Genomic DNA, 17272 nt, shown 5'->3' on the forward strand with positions numbered 1-17272 from the left:
TGATTGCTAATCAAGGTCATGCAAATTCCCGAAAATCCCAGTAATGATGACATCAGAGCGGCGTTGATTCAATTAAGTGATGAAGTTAGTGATTTGCAAGAAAAATTCAGCCAATCACAGGACGCATTCAGTAAGTGGCGAGATGAAATAGGACAAAAAATTGATCGCATAGATTATAAATTTGATGCCTATCAAAAAGGTACAGACGGTATGGTGAGAATGGCTACTACTATCATCATTGCCACCGCTTCTGTGGTAGTTTTATCTAGTCTTAGTCCTGCGGTGACAGCAATTATCACCGCTTTATATTCTGCTAATGCTCATTAGTTACTTTATCGCTAAATTCTGGTGCGATTCGGTGCGTTAGGCGCTTGCTAACACACCCTATCTTTCCTGAATTTTTACCCGTTGATTTAATTGATTCATAGCCAGAGAAATCACCAGATTAAAGAATAAATAGGTGGCCATAACTACTATTAACATCTCTACAGCTTTTCCTGTCTGATTAGCGATGGTACTAGAGATAGCATAAATATCATTATAACCAATAGCGATCGCTAAACTAGAGTTTTTAACCAGATTTAAACATTCATTAGTTAAAGGAGGAATAATCACTGGCAAAGCTTGGGGAAAAATTACTAATCTCATCACTAATAAAGGTTTTAATCCCAAGGCTTTAGCTGCTTCCCATTGTCCCCGATTAACCGATTGAATCCCTCCCCGTACCGTTTCCGCAATAAAGGCAGCTGTATAAACAGTTAAACCGATTAAGAGGGTGGCAAACTCAGAAGAAAGATGTAAACCAAAGTCAATATTTTGATTAAGAGGATTAACTTGGGGACTTTGCCATTGTAAACCCCAGATTAGAGGAATTATAATTAGGAGTATTAGGCTAGTTAGACATAAACTAAGTTTATTTTTTAGGGATAAAAATAATGAAATAATTATTCCTAAAGCAATGATAAATAAGGCTAACCATGTCCTAAAACTATTAGCGGGGAAAGGCAAATAAACTCCTGAGTTATTTAAAAATACCCTGCCAAAAAACTCTAAAGATTCCTCAATTTTCGGCAGTTTCAAAAATACAGCAAAATACCAGAAAAATAATTGTAATAATAGGGGAGTATTGCGAATAGTTTCCACATAAATTGTTGCCAACTGACGAATTAACCAATTATCCGACAAGCGACCTAACCCGATGACTATTCCCAGACTAATCGCCAAAAATATGCCAGTAATCATAATGCGGAGAGAATTAACTAATCCCACCAAAAGAGCGCGAAAATAGGTATCGGTGGGACTGTAGGCAATAGGAGAGTCACCAATCGCAAAAGAAGCTGGTCGGTCAGTATCAAAGAGAAAGCCAAAGCCAAAACTTAAGCGTAAGCGTTGGAAATTAATCACTAAATTGCGACCAAAAAACCAGAAAATTAGGCAGACAATTAGCAGGATAATTACCTGTAGAAAAATCTTCTGAAATCGCTCATCGTACCAAAAAGAATTTTTTTGAGGTAGAGTCATATTTATTAAGTAGCTGGTTATAATTAAATCCCCCCTATATCCCCCCTTGATCCCCCTTGATAAGGTAGGGTTGATTCATGAATCAACCCTACCCTTGATAACGGGGGTGTCTGATAATTTTTAACGCCTACCTACTTATATAGTCCAGAATTTTTCACAAAAGAAATCGGTGACTTTTGGCCACCGATTGAGAAAATCAAAACATATTTAGATAACTCCCAGACGGGAAAGACCGAGGATGACACCGGCGCCGAGGACATGACCAAAACTGGTAGTACCCAGTAAAGCGCCTAATCCCATACCACCGAATAAAGCGGGGGAAGGTAAAGCAGGACCGACATTTTGTTGTTTAATAGTCGCTTTACCGAAGGCAATAGCGAGAATATTGCAGATAATCATGACAATCGCCACTTTGGGACTCCATTCGCTGGAACCTTGCACGGCGGTAGCGGCCATTAATAGGGTTGAATACATTGAAATTCTCCTGAACAGGTCGTTTTAAGTTTTTAATCTTAAAGGTAGTTTTCACCCCACATCACGCCCTGTTGCAATACTTAATAATCAAAAGCAGAGGAGTCAACAATAAGGCCGATTCGTCTCCACTTATGAACTACTCACTTAGTACAAATTCAAGTTTAAGCCTACTTCTCTAGCGAAGACGGCTAATCCTTTCTTTTCAATGGTTTTGATAGCTTTGGTGGAGATGCGTAGTTTTACCCAACGGTTGCCTTCCGACCACCAAACTCTTTTCCATTGTAGGTTAGCTTCTTGTAATTTTTTGGTGCGACGGTGGGAATGGGACACCGCATAGGCGTTATTGGCCTTTTTCCCCGTCATAGTACAGACTCTAGACATAATTTACTCCTGTGCGATCGATGTTTGTCAATAGTCAACCTTTCTAGTTTAACTCAAATCTCGCCAGAAGTCCCCCCCTTCCCCTGGGTGAAGTGAACGGAGATAAATTTAACAGCAAGTGGGGGGATTAAGAAGTTGATTGAACCGGTTCACTGCTCAGACAATTTCGACAATTGCATCAAAGGTAATGGTGAGAATATTGTCAACAAATTTAGCTGTAATTTTTTACTGAATAAAAAATATTTTAATAAGTTTTACATAGTTTCTAGTATTCTGGTTAATTCATTTTTGTTTTTCCATAATTTTACTTGAAAATCTTGGTATATTTTGGCGATAAAAGGAGCTTGATTACCTTGAATTATTTTTTCGATTTTATCGATTGTTTCGACAAAAATATTAATCATAGTTTGACGAGGTAAGTTGCCAGAAACTAGAACAAATACTTGAGCCTGATAACGGGCTATCTGTTGAACTTCTAAAATATTTCTACCAATGTTTACATCTTTAGTTAATACTATCCATCCTCTTTGACTAACAATAGGTAGCCAATCTGTATCCGGTGCATCTGGGGCAAAATGGGCATGATGAAATTCAATTTTAACCCCTATTTCTTGCAAAGCTTCACCGATAGATTTTCCTAAAGCGCGGTCGATAAAATAGGTGTATTGATAGGTCATGCCGCTTGCCAATTGCACTCGAATAAAATCGCTTTTTCAATTTGCCAAGGTTGACAATTATAATCATTGGCAATATCTTCTATAGAGTCCCCCGCATCATAAAGTTCTGTGACAACTTTAGTGGGAATTCCTGTTCCTGTGATCACGGGTTTTCCGAAGGAAATATTAGGGTCTATCTTTAGGACTTTATTGCTGAAGTCTTCCCCATTTATGTCGATAGTGGGAAAAAGCCGTGTGGCGATATCTTGTTCATCCCATTCAATACGAGTTAAGAGATTATTTAAGAATTGTTTCATCGTCAATTGTCCCGAACGGGAGGCATTAATTAAATGCTCAAATTGTTCGATAAAAAGGTCAGTTCCATCGGTACTAAATTGTTTTTGAACCAGAGGATGATCGGTGTTAAATTGTTCACTAATATAGTCTAGGGCCAGTCTAACTTTATCGAGAGGGATGTTATGAACTTTGCGAATAACTCTTAAAACGTGCGCTTCCACTAAGTTAGTAAAGGAAAGTTGCGGAATATTCGGATTAGGTCGTTGAATGAGGGGTAAAAACTCTTTTTGTCCTTTTTTTGTCGGGTAGGTGCGTCCTCGTACCCACGTTCTCAGAGTGGGCAAAGGAATATGGAGATAGCGCGCAGTATCGGCTATAGTGTAGGTGGGAACATGATAGAGATGCTCTAGAGATAAGGGAGATGATGCTTTGACCATCGTTAATATTTTGGTGAAGTTGTTGAGATGAGATTATCGCCTATCATTTCATTTTAGCTAATTTTGGTATCCTTGAGGATAGGGATAAAGCAGGGTACATCTTATTTTTGTAAATCTAGCAAGTTGGGATTTTTACGCGAAAACTCTCTGATAAAATTGGGCATTACTTCCGACTTTATTAATCAATCCAAGCTTTTGGGGGGTTCTACCCCCCAAACCCCCCGTTGGGGGCGTGGCGCGGTCACTGAGCTTTGTCGAAGTGCCGCCCCCAAACCCCCCGCGCATTAGCTTTTCGGTGGGATGCTTACAGGCAGCTGCTGATATATCTGTGATAATTCAAGAATCACTGATAATTGCTCATTGTCGGTATTTCTGCAAATGTCAGATGCAGCCATAAAGTAGGATGAGGGCAGTGGACATTGGGGGCAAATGAGGTTATATTTTATCTAGAGAAGAACGTTTGTATGTCGCAACGATAATGAGTAACTCACTGCCAAAATATCTAGAGGAAATCACAGGCATCTATCAACAGGGTAAGGCCACAGAACACAGTTATCGTCCTGCTTTAAAAAAATTAATTGAATCCCTAAATAATAACCTACAAGCTCTCAATGAACCCAAAAGGATTGCTTGTGGCGCTCCAGATTTTGTGATTAATCAGGGTATAGTAGAAATTGGTCATCTGGAAGCAAAAGATATCGGAACTTCTCTCAAAAAGGTTGAAAATACTCCCCAAATAAAACGTTATTTACAGGCTTTGGGTAATTTAATTATCACTGATCATTTAGAATTTCGTTGGTATGTATCGGGAGAATTGCGTCTATCAGCGTCCGTGGCAAGTCTTAATCAAAAAAAGCAAATTAAGCCTGATTCCCAGGGTATTTTACAAGTAGAACAATTGTTCTGTCAATTTTTCCTCTCAAAAGTTATTCAGATAACAACACCGCGAGAATTAGCGAAAAAAATGGCCGCTTTAGCGCAGTTAATTCGAGACGCAATCGGCCAAGCTTTAAAAGATCAAGATTGCGGGGGAATGTTGCGGCAACAATTGCAATCTTTTCAACGAGTTTTAATTAGTGATCTCAATGAAGCGCAGTTCGCGGATATGTATGCACAAACAATCTGTTATGGTTTATTCGCAGCACGCTGTAATACGGATCAAATAAGTTCTTTTTCCCGAGAAACGGCAGCATTTCGACTACCGAAAACTAACCCTTTTTTGCGGGGAATTTTTCATCAAATTGCTGGTACAGAATTAGATGAGCGGATTACTTGGGCCGTGGATACTCTAGCGACTATTTTACAACAAACGGACATGGATGGTATTCTTAGCAGCTTTGGAAAACGCACACGCAAGCAGGATCCTGTGGTTCACTTTTATGAGACTTTTTTAGCCGAATACGATAGTAAAATGCGTGAGTCTAGGGGGGTTTATTATACCCCTGAACCCGTGGTTTCTTACATGGTTCGCAGTGTGGACTATATTCTAAAAAATAAGTTTCAGATTCCTAAAGGTTTGGCCGATGCCAAAAAAATTACGATTAAAAATCCTAATGATAGCCAAGAAACTCAGGAAGTTCACCAAGTTTTAATCCTCGATCCTGCTGTGGGAACTGGCACTTTTTTACACTCGGTTATCGACCATATCTATGATAGTTTTCGTCAACAGCAAGGGATGTGGTCTAGTTATGTCAGTAAACATTTATTACCCCGTCTCTTTGGGTTTGAATTACTGATGGCTCCCTACACCGTAGCACACATGAAATTAGGTTTACAACTTCAGGAATTAGGCTATGATTTTAGTGCCGATGAACGCTTAGGAATCTATCTCACCAACACCCTACAGGAAGCTTTTCAAATTCCCCCTGCTGATGGTTTTTTAAATCGCATTCGCGATGAAGCAGAGTCAGCGCAAGGTGTTAAGCAAGAACATCCTGTTATGGTGATTATTGGTAATCCACCCTACTCTGGACATTCCGTAAATACAGGAGACTGGATTAAGGAATTATTGAAGGGAAAAGATATTATTTCTGGAGAAAAAACTGCTAGTTATTTTGAAGTAGATGAGCAACCTTTAGCCGAAAAAAATCCCAAATGGTTAAATGATGATTATGTCAAATTTATTCGCTTTAGTCAATGGCGCATCGAGAAAACTGGTTATGGAATTTTAGCTTTTGTTACTAATCATGGTTATTTGGATAACCCAACTTTTCGGGGAATGCGTCAAAGTTTATTAAAAACTTTTGATGATATTTATATCCTCGATTTACACGGTAATAGTAAGAAAAAAGAAGTTTGTCCCGACGGTTCACCGGATCAAAATGTGTTTGATATTCAGCAAGGTGTAGCTATTGGTATTTTTATTAAATATCACAATAGTTCTTCAAATTTAGCTAAAGTTTATCATGCTGATTTATGGGGCAAAAGAGAAATAATTGAGAATCAAGTTATTGTCGGTGGTAAGTATCATTGGTTAGATGAAAATGATCTTTATTCTACTTCTTGGCAGGAATTACAACCTGATTCTCCTTTTTATCTATTTAAACCTCAGAATATTAATCTGCGCTCGGAATACGATCAATTTTGGAAGATTACTGAAATTATGCCAGTGAATGTCTTAGGATTTCAGACTCACCGAGATAATTTTGCTATAGATTTTGACAAAGATAAGATAACTAAAAGATTTCAAGAACTAAGAGAAAATAATCTTTCTAACGAAGATTATACTACTAAGTATGATATTAAAGATAACCGAGATTGGAAATTCAATAGAGTTCGTCAAGCAATTCGTTTAGATGACCAGTGGCAAAATAAAATAACTACTTGTCTATATCGTCCTTTTGATTGGCGTTGTTGCTATTTTAGTACAGTAGCAATGGACTATCCAAGACGGGAGTTAATTGATCATGTCTTGGGAAAAGAAAATTTATGCTTACTAGCTATTAGACAAATGCAAGATAAAGTTATATATTCTCATATACTTGTGTCTAAAGTTCCAGCTATTGATAGAAGTTTTGCTTGTTCAAGAGGCGCAGCTTCAGTATTCCCCCTCTATCTTTACCCAACCAATACCCCAACCTTATTTGAAACAGAACCAACCAACTCGCCAAATGGTCGCCGTCCCAATCTAGCGCCTGAATTTATTAACAAACTTTCGGCAAAACTTGAATTAGAATTTATCAGTGATGGCAAAGGAGACGAAAAGAAAACCTTTGGTCCGGAAGACATTTTTAACTATATTTATGCCGTCTTTCACTCTCCCCAATATCGCCAACGTTACGCCGAATTTTTAAAAATAGACTTTCCTCGTGTTCCCCTAACCAGTAATCAAGAATTATTCTGGGAATTAGTCAAAAAAGGTGACAAATTAGTACATTTACACCTAATGAAAGCAACGGGAAAAGAAATTAGTAGCTATCCCGTGGCGGGTTCTAATCTAGTCGAACAGGTGAAATATAACGAAAATAAACAACAAATTTCGATTAATTCTGACCAGTATTTTGCGGGGATTCCGCCCCAAATTTGGAACTTTTATATCGGCGGTTATCAAGTGTGTCAGAAGTGGCTAAAAGACCGCAAAGGTCGCCACCTTAGCTACGACGACCTAGAACATTATCAACAAATTATCTCCATTTTGGGCGAATCGATCGCAATTATGGAAACTATAGATATAATTATCAATAAATATGGTGGTTTCCCCTTTAGTTAAGCCACCGGTGAGAGAAGATTAATACTAAATCCGTTGACTATAGGCTACATATCAGGACAGGTAAAAGGGAGAATAAATAATCAGTACAGGTGCAAGATTTTGAGAGAATCGTGCTTCAAAACCTTGGGTTTTCATCGGCCCGCGTCCTGTAGGGGCGAAGCATTCGGGCAATAACCTATCGGTGAAACCGGAGATTTTCTATCCGAATGCTTCGCCCGTACTTTTTGCCGCAAACCCTAGATTGATATTTTATCGCAGGTTTCAACCACAGATAAAGCGTCTTCTAGGTTATATTTATTAGGGTTTCTCTTCCTTTTTTGTTGCGGTTCCCTTTTAAATTTATATTGAAATGTCTCAAGAATTTTGACTTGATTAATTTCAACTCCAAAGGTATTGAGGGTTTTCTCAAATAAGCCATAGGTGGACAATTTTAGGATAATGTCATTATCCAAACAATAAACAGAACCTATCAAGGTTAAACTCCTAACACCTTTTCTAGATACTCGTAGGTTTCGTCATCAAATTTATCCCAGTCTAACTTATTAGCCAAATATTCATTAATAATCTTATTGCCATTTGGGTTGGGTTCTAATAATTTTAAAGTAGCCATGGCTAAAGCAAAGTAGCGCCTGTTATGCCATCCATAGTTCAGAATAATTGCACCTATATCAATATCCGGATGATGAGAGATAAAATGTTCTTGAACATATATACTGAATCTTTCAACATTTTGGAATTTCCTATCCCCAAGGCAGTTATCACAATCACCTAAGAGTAATTCAGTGGCAAATTGATTAGCTTCTTTTTCTTCTCTATCATTATCAAATTTAATCTCTTCATCAACTAATACCCCATCTTTTAGATGTGCTAATGCTAAATGTCCTAACTCGTGCGCTAAGTCAAAAGCGAGTCTTGCCGACTGTTGATGTTTTGAACTAAGAATAATTACAGGACAAGTGGAATGCCATTGAATTAATCCAGCAAATTTCTTAGTATTTTTAGGAAAATGATCAAAGTATCCCACCGCTATTCCCTGAGACCAACAATAGTCTAAAAGAGAGGTCAAGTCAACCTTTGGCCAGTGACTTAAGATGTCTTTCCTGATGGTTTTAGCATCCTTAGATAAAGGGGTATAATTAACTTCAACCCCCAAGGAAATTAACTCAGCAAACCGACTCGCTAAAGCTTGTGCTAGATGGGGATGTTGGTTATTTTGGCTATTGTGCTGTTTAAATTTAGTATGGGGAGGTCGATTAAATTTGACCTTTTCTTGAGGGGTTAATAAGGATGAGAGGTCAAGATTGAGCTTTTTGGCGATATAACCTGCCCCTTCTAGGACTGCAACGGGTTTATCATTGAGTTCATCATCCCACCAACTGGGCAAGCCATTTTCTCGGACATAATCTTTTTTTAGTCCGATTTTTGAGAGTTTCCCGTAGAGGGCTGCCATGGTAAGGCTTTCTGTCATGGTTTCACCCTCCTTTGTCGGCAATACTAAGTTTTTTAAGGTTTTAGGGAATCAAAGTAGATCAGTATATTCTTATCTCTAAGATACCATCTCTAACTTAATTTTTGCCCACTGGCAAGAGTCCCTTTTCAGCGATAAATGACTCTCTACTCCCAACGAGAGTGATACAATTGTTAACACCACAGACCAAGAGCCAATCGAAGCGAGAGAATAAAAACTGCTATGTTAAAAGCCCTACTCGGAGATCCCAACGCCCGCAAAATTAAAAAATTTCAGCCCCTCGTCACCGAAATCAACCTGCTGGAAGAAGACATTAAAAACCTATCCGATGAGGAATTAAGGGGCAAAACCAGCGAATTTAAGGAAAGATTAGACAAAGCGAGAAATTATGACGAAAGAGAGGAGATTCTCGAGGAAATCCTCCCCGAAGCTTTCGCCATTGTCCGGGAAGCGGGAATCCGAGTCTTAGGGATGCGTCACTTTGACGTGCAGTTATTGGGGGGAATGGTACTCCACAAAGGACAAATCGCCGAGATGAAAACCGGGGAAGGAAAAACCCTAGTTGCCACACTCCCCGCTTATTTGAATGGATTGACCGGAAAAGGGGTTCACGTCGTCACCGTTAACGATTATCTCGCCCGTCGTGACGCGGAATGGATGGGGCAGGTACACCGCTTTTTAGGGTTAAGTGTGGGACTAATTCAAGCCGGCATGAGTCCGGAAGAAAGAAAGAAAAATTATGCCTGTGACATCACCTACACCACTAACAGCGAACTCGGCTTTGATTATCTGCGCGATAACATGGCTACAGTGATGGGGGAAGTTGTCCAAAGACCCTTTAACTACTGCGTTATCGACGAAGTGGACTCCATTCTTATTGATGAAGCGAGAACCCCATTAATTATATCAGGACCGATCGATCGACCCACAGAAAAATATATTCTCGCCGCCGAAATCGCCAAGCAATTAGTGCGCCAAAAAGTAGAAGACGGACCGGGAGACTACGAAGTTAACGAAAAAGACCGTAACGTTTTAATGACCGATGAAGGCTTTAAAAGAGCGGAAGAACTATTAGGAGTTACCGATTTATACGACCAAGAAAATCCCTGGGCGCACTATATTTCTAACGCTATTCGTGCCAAAGAACTCCAGAAAAAAGACGTTAACTATATCGTCCGCAGTGGTGAAATTGTTATTGTTGATGAGTTCACGGGACGGGTATTACCGGGGCGACGTTGGGGCGATGGTTTACATCAGGCAGTGGAGGCTAAGGAAGGGGTAGAAATTCAACAGGAAACCCAAACCTTAGCCACGATTACCTATCAAAACTTTTTCCTACTCTATCCGAAATTATCTGGCATGACCGGGACGGCTAAAACCGAAGAAACGGAACTAGAAAAAGTCTATAACCTGCAAGTAACAATTATTCCCACTAACCGCATTTCTCGTCGGCAAGATTTAGCCGATGTGGTCTATAAAAATGAACAGGCAAAATGGAACGCCGTCGCCGAAGAATGTCAACAAATGCACGAACAGGGTCGCCCGGTTTTAGTCGGTACCACCAGTGTGGAAAAATCAGAAGTGCTTTCGCTGTTATTACAGGAAAGAAAGATTCCCCATAACTTGCTTAATGCTCGTCCGGAAAACGTGGAAAGGGAATCGGAAATCGTCGCCCAAGCAGGCCGGGCCGGAGCCGTAACTATTGCTACGAATATGGCAGGACGGGGAACCGATATCATCCTCGGTGGTAACTCCGATTATATGGCCCGATTGAAAATTCGCGAGTATTTAATGCCCAAATTAGTTATGCCCGAAGATGACAATTTGGCCTTTAGTTTACCCAGTTTAGGAGAACGCAATCGCCCGCAAGGATTCGCTCCGGGTAAAAAGAAAAAAAACTGGCGCGCCTCGGCGGAAATTTTTCCCACCGAGTTACCGAAAGAGGTAGAAAATGCCCTGAAAGAAGCGGTTAAATTTGCCGTTGATACCCACGGAACTCAAAGTTTACTCGAATTAGAAGCAGAAGAAAAAATCGCCATCGCGGCCGAAAAAGCCCCCACGGATGACCAGGTTATTCAAAAGTTACGCGAAGTCTATAAATTAATTCGCAAAACCTATGAAGATTACACGGGTAAAGAACACGATGAAGTAGTAGAAAGAGGCGGACTGCACGTTATCGGGACGGAACGCCACGAATCCCGCCGTATTGACAACCAATTGCGAGGCCGGGCGGGCAGACAGGGCGACCCCGGTTCTACACGCTTCTTTTTAAGCCTAGAAGATAATTTATTGCGGATTTTTGGGGGCGACCGCGTGGCGGGTTTAATGGATGCCTTCCGGGTGGAAGAAGATATGCCCATTGAGTCAGGAATGTTAACTCGTTCCCTGGAAGGAGCGCAAAGAAAAGTGGAAACCTTCTATTATGATGCCCGGAAACAGGTGTTTGAATACGACGAGGTGATGAATAATCAACGACGCGCTATTTATGCCGAACGTCGTCGGGTTTTGGAGGGGATGGACCTAAAAGAACAGGTGCTGCAATACGCCGAAAAAACCATGGATGAAATCGTCATGGCTTATGTTAATCCCGAACTGCCGGCGGAAGAATGGGATTTGGAAAAACTGATTAGTAAATCTCAGGAATTCGTCTATCTATTGGCAGATATTACCGCTAAAGATGTCGAGGAGATGAGTGTTAATGATATCAAGATGTTCCTACACGAAGAAGTTCGTAAAGCCTACGAAATTAAGGAACGTCAAGTGGATAATATTCGCGCCGGTTTAATGCGCGATGCCGAACGTTATTTTATCCTGCAACAAATCGATATGTTATGGCGCGAACACCTGCAAGCTATGGAAGCTTTACGCGAGTCGATTGGTTTACGCGGTTACGGTCAAAAAGACCCTCTGATTGAGTATAAACAGGAAGGCTACGAGATGTTTTTAGAAATGATGATTGATATCCGTCGCAATGTGGTTTATTCCCTGTTCCAATTCCAACCGCAAGGACAACCCCAAGCAGTGGCTAGTGAACAGTAAAAATTAAAAGTTGGCTGAAATTGGGGAGAATTGGCTAAGGCTGATTCTCTCATTTTTTTCTACCGAGAAATCAGTCACCCACAATCCACACTAGGACAAAAATTATCAGTCCGATTACTCCATAGGACAACAACGACCCCAAAAAATTGATGATTTGTATGGGAAAATGAATCAAAACTTGGTAAGTAAAATCCGTAACTGCCAGCAAGGCAGTGAAAAACATAATCACAAGTGTTATCATATTTAATATCTTCTCAATCTGATAGAATAAATGGCTATCCTTTGCGGTAATCGGCAGTGGATGGTCAGAAGTTAGGAGATTATCCCCAAGAAAATTCTACCGCAATTTGGGTGCATCTCACATTTGCAGAAATACAGACAATGAGGACTGCTCTATGAATATTCGTATTGGTAACGGCTACGATATCCACCGATTGGTAACAGGAAGACCTTTAATTTTAGGAGGAGTAGAAATTGCCCATACTGTCGGTTTATTGGGTCATAGTGATGCCGATGTCTTAACCCACGCTATTATGGATGCCATGCTGGGGGCGCTTAGTTTAGGCGATATCGGTCATTATTTTCCCCCCACAGACCCGCAATGGCAAGGGGCGAATAGTTTAAAATTATTAGAACAAGTTAATCAATTAATTATCGATAAAGGTTGGCAGATTAATAATATTGATTCGGTAATTGTCGCCGAAAAACCGAAAATGAAACCCCACCTTAATGCGATGCGAGCCAAGTTAGCAGCAACTCTCAAGATTAATCCGGAACAGGTGGGAATTAAAGCCACTACTAACGAACAATTAGGACCGGTAGGACGAGAAGAAGGTATAGCAGTTTATGCCGTGGTTTTATTGGTTAAGGAGTAGGTTGAATACGGTGTTTTCCCTGCTATTCTCCCAGCCATTCTTCTCTGGTAATACCCGCTTGATTGAGAATGCGTTTTAACAGTCCTACCCCTATTTCTCCTTGATGGGGATTGGGGATAATTATCGTTAAATTATCGCGACGCATTTGCGGGTGTTTACCCCCAGCGTAGGGACCTTTAAACCCAAGTTCTCGTAATCTTTGAACTAGATTAAGCCATGATACGGCGGTTAATTTAGGCATATCTTAAATTGAAGACATGGGTTGAGGAAGGAGATTAAGATCTATTCCTGCTAACACTGGAATCGGCAAACCTAAACACAGACGCAAAGCAATCCAATCGCTTAAAGCTTCGCGCAATTCTTGCTGGCAATCTTCTAGATTGGCGTGATTTGCCCAAACTCCCTGAAGGGGTGGAATTTCGCCCCAATAAGTGCCATCTTCTTCGATGATTTCGTATCGAGCTAATGCCATCGCTTGATCAATATAACTGGCTAACATGGTTGTACTATTGGTAAAGCTTACTTACTATATTAAAGTAAATTTTTCCCAGCAGCCAGCTGCATTGGATTCGTCTTCAGATTATGATAAGGTAAGATGGTCAATAACCTGATTTATCTGGAGTGTTAATCTCGTTGGCTCGAAACTAAGCTGTTAAGCATTTAAATTGCTTGTTGAGACGAGGCAAGAGGCAAGAGGCAACAGTAAAGGGATTGGGGGAGATTCGGCTAATCTTAAGAATAAGTGCTTTAAATGCGTCTTAGCTTATAATGAATACACCACAAAAGATTATCACAAAAGTCTTGAAAGAATACCATCAATCGGCATCTTCAGTAGCTAATTCTCCCCACAATCTGGTTACTGCTAGGAAGCTAACCAATTCCTTCTCAATTTTTGTCTAATCCCTAATTGCTAAATTCTCTCTATGACTGCCATTATCCAACAAATAAAAGAACGTTTTTCCCAATCCCTAGTTAAATCCTTTGGGGAAAACTTCGCCGCTACCGATCCCCTAATTGTGGCCGCTAGTAACCCCCGTTTTGGCGATTATCAATGTAATATTTCCCTCTCTTTAGCCAAAGAATTAAAACAAAAACCCCGGGAAGTGGCGACAACTTTACTAAAAAATCTAGAGATAGATGATCTCTGTCAACCCCCCGAAATTGCTGGACCCGGTTTTATCAATCTTACCCTGAAACCAGGTTATCTAGAAACCCAATTAAAAGACCTAATTACTGACAACCGTTTAGGAGTTGCCGCTGCTAACCCCAGTCAAAAAATTATTGTCGATTTTTCCAGTCCCAATATTGCCAAAGAAATGCACGTTGGCCACTTGCGATCGACTATAATTGGTGATTGTATTGCTCGGATTCTGGAATTTCGTCATCATCAAGTAATTCGTCTTAATCATGTTGGGGATTGGGGTACTCAATTCGGGATGTTAATCACCTATCTACAAGAAGCTTATCCTAGTGCTTTAACCCAAGCAGATGCCCTAGATTTAGGGGATTTAGTTAGCTTTTATAAAAAGGCAAAAATTCGTTTTGATGAAGACGAAAACTTTAAAGAAACTGCCCGCCAATCTGTAGTAAAATTACAGTCGGGTGATTCTCAAAGTCGTCAAGCATGGCAGTTACTTTGTCAACAATCACGACGGGAATTTCAGAAAATCTATGATATTCTCGATATAAAACTAACCGAAAGGGGTGAATCTTTTTATAATCCCTACCTTGAGGCAGTAATCAAAGAATTAGATCAACAGGGATTGCTAACAGAAGACAACGGCGCTTTATGTGTCTTTCTCGATGGTTTTACCAACAAAGAGGGAGATCGTTTGCCCCTAATTGTCAAGAAATCCGACGGCGGTTATAATTACGCTACCACCGATTTAGCAGCAATTTGTTATCGAGTGCGGCAAGATAAAGCCGCAAGAATAATTTATGTCACCGATGCTGGACAAGCTAACCATTTTGCCCAAGTATTTCAGGTGGCTAAAAAAGCGGGATTTTTACCCGATAATGTGGCAGTGGTTCACGTCGCTTTTGGATTAGTTTTAGGGGAAGATGGTAAAAAATTAAAAACTCGTTCCGGGGAGACGGTAAAATTACAAGAATTACTCGATCAAGCGATCGCCTGTTCCCTAGCTGACTTAGAAAAAAGACTGGCAAGCGAGGAAAGAGAAGAAACCGGCGATTTTATCGCTAAGACTGCCGAAACTGTCGGATTAAGTGCCGTTAAATACGCCGATCTCAGCCAAAATCGCAATAGTAACTACGTTTTCAGTTACGACAAAATGCTCAATCTGCAAGGCAACACCGCCCCCTATATGCTGTACGCTTACGCTAGGGTCCAGAGTATCAGTCGCGAAGGTGGTATTAATTTTCAGGATTTAAGTGCCAATTCATCGCTAATTCTCAAGGATGAAAGCGAATTAATTCTGGCTAAACAATTACTGCAACTGCCGGAAGTAATTAGTGCCGTGGAAGAGGATTTATTACCTAATCGTTTATGTGATTATCTTTATGAACTCAGTAAAAAGTATAATCGTTTCTACGAAAATTGTCCCGTTCTGAAAGCGGCAGAACCTATTAAAACCTCTCGTTTAGTTTTGTGTGATTTAACGGCAAGAACCCTAAAATTAGGCTTATCTCTGCTGGGAATCCCCGTTTTGGAAAGAATGTAAATCAGTTATCAGTTATCAGTTATCAGTTATCAGTTCACCGTTTACTGTTCACAGCAAAAAACTACCCAATTCATAATTCATAATTGATAATTCATAATTCCCACACCCTACACCCTACACCCTACACCCCACACCCTACACCCCACACCCCACCCCTTGCATTGCGTATCTTTGACAAAACTGGGTGCTATTTTATACCCAGAAAAAGTGTACTATGCTGACGTGAAAAAACCTGAGTTTTTGCTAACCTAGAAATAGCTCTAATCAGAGCCAATATCTTTGGGGGAAGCTTAGAGATTAATCTAGTTAAACTGACTCATGACGTTATCTTATTGTCGTCTGTTGCCTATTAGCTTTCAGGTGATAACTCGGAGACAGGGAATTAGTACAAAAGTTCAAATTTCCTCTCCGCAGCCCCAGCGTTCCTGTGTAGTCTTAACGAGTAATTTTATCCCAGAGATGTTATCGTTAAAGCGGTCAAATGTCCGAACGTCCTAGAGGATTTTCGGGAAAGAGCATTTGCCCTCCCGTAATCTCAGATAGAACCTTATGAGTCAATCAATTGAAGATAAAGCTATGGCCGATGCTGATGTATCAGATTATACCACAAATAAAATAATTTTGTCTAATTGGATCGCCCCTTGGTCGAAAGGCAATCGGAAAAACCTGTCACCGCAACCAAAATGGGATTTATGGCAACCCCTGCGGCAACGAATTGACCGACTAGAGATTAATACACCTGAACTAGCTCATCGGATTTGTCGTCTAATTCCGGCTCAATGTCCCTTTGCGCGGAAAATTACCCTATTTAGCTGGACAATTCTAGAGATTCCGCCCCTTTGCAAGCTAAATCCCCTCTACGAAAACCTGATGATGTTAAGATTTCGCGCTCTTTCTTACCTTGCCGATGAATGTGGAGAGGATATCGGTGCTTACTGCTAAAATGAGTGAGTGTCTTTAATCGCCACACCTATGGCCATCATCGCTCTGAAAGCTTGGTATCTGGACAAATACGAACCTATCCGCGAGGTTGTCAAACGTCCCCACGACTTGCGCTTAAGTCGCAATAGTCTCTTAAAATCGGGTTTAAGAGCCGATTTTCTCGATGATAGTCTGACAATACAGGGTTCTGTCTGGTTCCAACGCTATCTAGAAGGGGAAAGGGTGGAATTTTACCTCGAAGGTAGTGGCGGTTACGTCATCTCGAATATTGACCTGATTTCCCAAGAAATTTACTTTACTAAACAGGACCTCAGCACTTGGCTGGATCCCGTCATTTATTTTAGCTCCCAAAGCCAATTTAAGGACTCTAGCACCGCTTTAAAAACAGTTTTGACCGAAACCGTCGAAAATCTCAATAAACGCTCCCGTTTGCCCTTAAACGTGGAAGAAACGCCCCGAACTGAGGGCAATGTCACCAGATTGAGTGATAGTCAATTACGCAAAATTCGCAAAAGTTTATTATTTATTGCCGATGCTACGGCGATTAGCCAAAAGGAAACGGAATTACTGCCTAGTCCCCTAGTGGGTGTAGAATTGGGTTATGCGATCGCTTGTAAACAGGGCGGACAAATTCTGCTAACCTATCAAAATCGAGCGGAATTAAAGGGTAAACTAGCTTTTGACCTGCCAAGCTACCAAAAATTAACTTTCTCGGATCTTAGCGAATTGCGTCTCACTTTCCCGCCTTTAATGGCAACTTTATTACAAAAATTCAATCTGATTAGTTAAAAA

General features: G+C 40.5%; 16 protein-coding genes. 7 read left to right on the plus strand and 9 right to left on the minus strand.

Annotated elements, in window-relative coordinates; all coding sequences use genetic code 11:
- The first annotated feature begins 18 nt into the window (after nucleotides 1-18).
- On the plus strand, nucleotides 19-327 hold the full coding sequence (locus myaer_RS12730) for a hypothetical protein (RefSeq protein ID WP_002798015.1): 309 nt from the start codon (nucleotides 19-21) through the stop codon (nucleotides 325-327).
- A gap of 57 nt (nucleotides 328-384) precedes the next feature.
- Here the strand turns inward: myaer_RS12730 and myaer_RS12735 are convergent, their stop codons facing one another.
- The 5 genes from myaer_RS12735 to myaer_RS12755 all read right to left on the minus strand — a co-directional run bounded on the left by myaer_RS12735 (nucleotide 385) and on the right by myaer_RS12755 (nucleotide 3766).
- On the minus strand, nucleotides 385-1521 hold the full coding sequence (locus myaer_RS12735) for an amino acid ABC transporter permease (protein ID WP_046662366.1): 1137 nt from the start codon (nucleotides 1519-1521) through the stop codon (nucleotides 385-387).
- A gap of 207 nt (nucleotides 1522-1728) precedes the next feature.
- Nucleotides 1729-1995, minus strand: coding sequence for a photosystem I reaction center subunit PsaK (psaK, locus tag myaer_RS12740; RefSeq protein WP_002734065.1), 267 nt, complete (start codon nucleotides 1993-1995; stop codon nucleotides 1729-1731).
- 144 nt (nucleotides 1996-2139) lie between these two features.
- Nucleotides 2140-2376, minus strand: coding sequence for a 50S ribosomal protein L28 (gene rpmB / locus myaer_RS12745; RefSeq protein WP_002732080.1), 237 nt, complete (start codon nucleotides 2374-2376; stop codon nucleotides 2140-2142).
- 254 nt (nucleotides 2377-2630) lie between these two features.
- Entirely contained in the window at nucleotides 2631-3053 is a 423-nt protein-coding gene (locus tag myaer_RS12750) for a hypothetical protein (RefSeq protein ID WP_046662367.1), read from the minus strand.
- On the minus strand, nucleotides 3050-3766 hold the full coding sequence (locus myaer_RS12755) for a DUF433 domain-containing protein (protein ID WP_002760746.1): 717 nt from the start codon (nucleotides 3764-3766) through the stop codon (nucleotides 3050-3052). Before myaer_RS12755 ends, myaer_RS12750 begins: the two co-directional genes overlap by 4 nt.
- A 478-nt stretch (nucleotides 3767-4244) precedes the next feature.
- Between myaer_RS12755 and myaer_RS12760 the strand changes: the two genes are divergently transcribed.
- Nucleotides 4245-7475, plus strand: coding sequence for a type ISP restriction/modification enzyme (locus tag myaer_RS12760; protein WP_046662368.1), 3231 nt, complete (start codon nucleotides 4245-4247; stop codon nucleotides 7473-7475).
- A gap of 236 nt (nucleotides 7476-7711) precedes the next feature.
- Here the strand turns inward: myaer_RS12760 and myaer_RS12765 are convergent, their stop codons facing one another.
- Together myaer_RS12765 and myaer_RS12770 are read right to left on the minus strand one after the other, a co-directional pair.
- Nucleotides 7712-7948: a hypothetical protein gene (locus myaer_RS12765; RefSeq protein WP_046662369.1), complete on the minus strand. Its 237-nt coding sequence runs from the start codon at nucleotides 7946-7948 to the stop codon at nucleotides 7712-7714.
- 2 nt (nucleotides 7949-7950) lie between these two features.
- Nucleotides 7951-8943, minus strand: a complete 993-nt coding sequence (locus tag myaer_RS12770) for an ImmA/IrrE family metallo-endopeptidase (protein ID WP_046662370.1) — start codon at nucleotides 8941-8943, stop codon at nucleotides 7951-7953.
- A 222-nt stretch (nucleotides 8944-9165) separates the two neighbouring features.
- Between myaer_RS12770 and secA the strand changes: the two genes are divergently transcribed.
- Together secA and ispF are read left to right on the plus strand one after the other, a co-directional pair.
- Nucleotides 9166-11982, plus strand: coding sequence for a preprotein translocase subunit SecA (gene secA, locus myaer_RS12775; RefSeq protein WP_046662371.1), 2817 nt, complete (start codon nucleotides 9166-9168; stop codon nucleotides 11980-11982).
- A 395-nt stretch (nucleotides 11983-12377) separates the two neighbouring features.
- Entirely contained in the window at nucleotides 12378-12857 is a 480-nt protein-coding gene (gene ispF / locus myaer_RS12780) for a 2-C-methyl-D-erythritol 2,4-cyclodiphosphate synthase (RefSeq protein ID WP_046662372.1), read from the plus strand.
- Nucleotides 12858-12879: 22 nt separating this feature from the next.
- Here ispF and myaer_RS12785 read toward each other — a convergent pair whose 3' ends face one another.
- Together myaer_RS12785 and myaer_RS12790 are read right to left on the minus strand one after the other, a co-directional pair.
- Nucleotides 12880-13098, minus strand: a complete 219-nt coding sequence (locus myaer_RS12785; protein WP_046662373.1) for a type II toxin-antitoxin system HicA family toxin — start codon at nucleotides 13096-13098, stop codon at nucleotides 12880-12882.
- 3 nt (nucleotides 13099-13101) lie between these two features.
- A complete protein-coding gene (locus tag myaer_RS12790) occupies nucleotides 13102-13356 on the minus strand; it encodes a type II toxin-antitoxin system HicB family antitoxin (RefSeq protein WP_002743455.1) in 255 nt (84 codons plus the stop codon).
- Nucleotides 13357-13780: 424 nt separating this feature from the next.
- On the opposite strand from myaer_RS12790, the gene argS reads away from it, so the two are divergent.
- From argS to myaer_RS12805, 3 genes are all read left to right on the plus strand, one after another.
- Nucleotides 13781-15538 carry an arginine--tRNA ligase gene (argS, locus tag myaer_RS12795; protein ID WP_046662374.1) on the plus strand — a complete coding sequence of 586 codons (1758 nt, stop codon included), beginning with the start codon at nucleotides 13781-13783 and terminating at the stop codon, nucleotides 15536-15538.
- A gap of 549 nt (nucleotides 15539-16087) precedes the next feature.
- A complete protein-coding gene (locus myaer_RS12800) occupies nucleotides 16088-16480 on the plus strand; it encodes a Mo-dependent nitrogenase C-terminal domain-containing protein (RefSeq protein WP_046662375.1) in 393 nt (130 codons plus the stop codon).
- 30 nt (nucleotides 16481-16510) lie between these two features.
- Nucleotides 16511-17269 carry a hypothetical protein gene (locus tag myaer_RS12805; protein WP_046662376.1) on the plus strand — a complete coding sequence of 253 codons (759 nt, stop codon included), beginning with the start codon at nucleotides 16511-16513 and terminating at the stop codon, nucleotides 17267-17269.
- Nucleotides 17270-17272 lie beyond the last annotated feature (3 nt).

Origin of the sequence: Microcystis aeruginosa NIES-2549, from assembly GCF_000981785.2 — a bacterium.
Classification (GTDB): Bacteria; Cyanobacteriota; Cyanobacteriia; order Cyanobacteriales; family Microcystaceae; genus Microcystis; species Microcystis aeruginosa_C.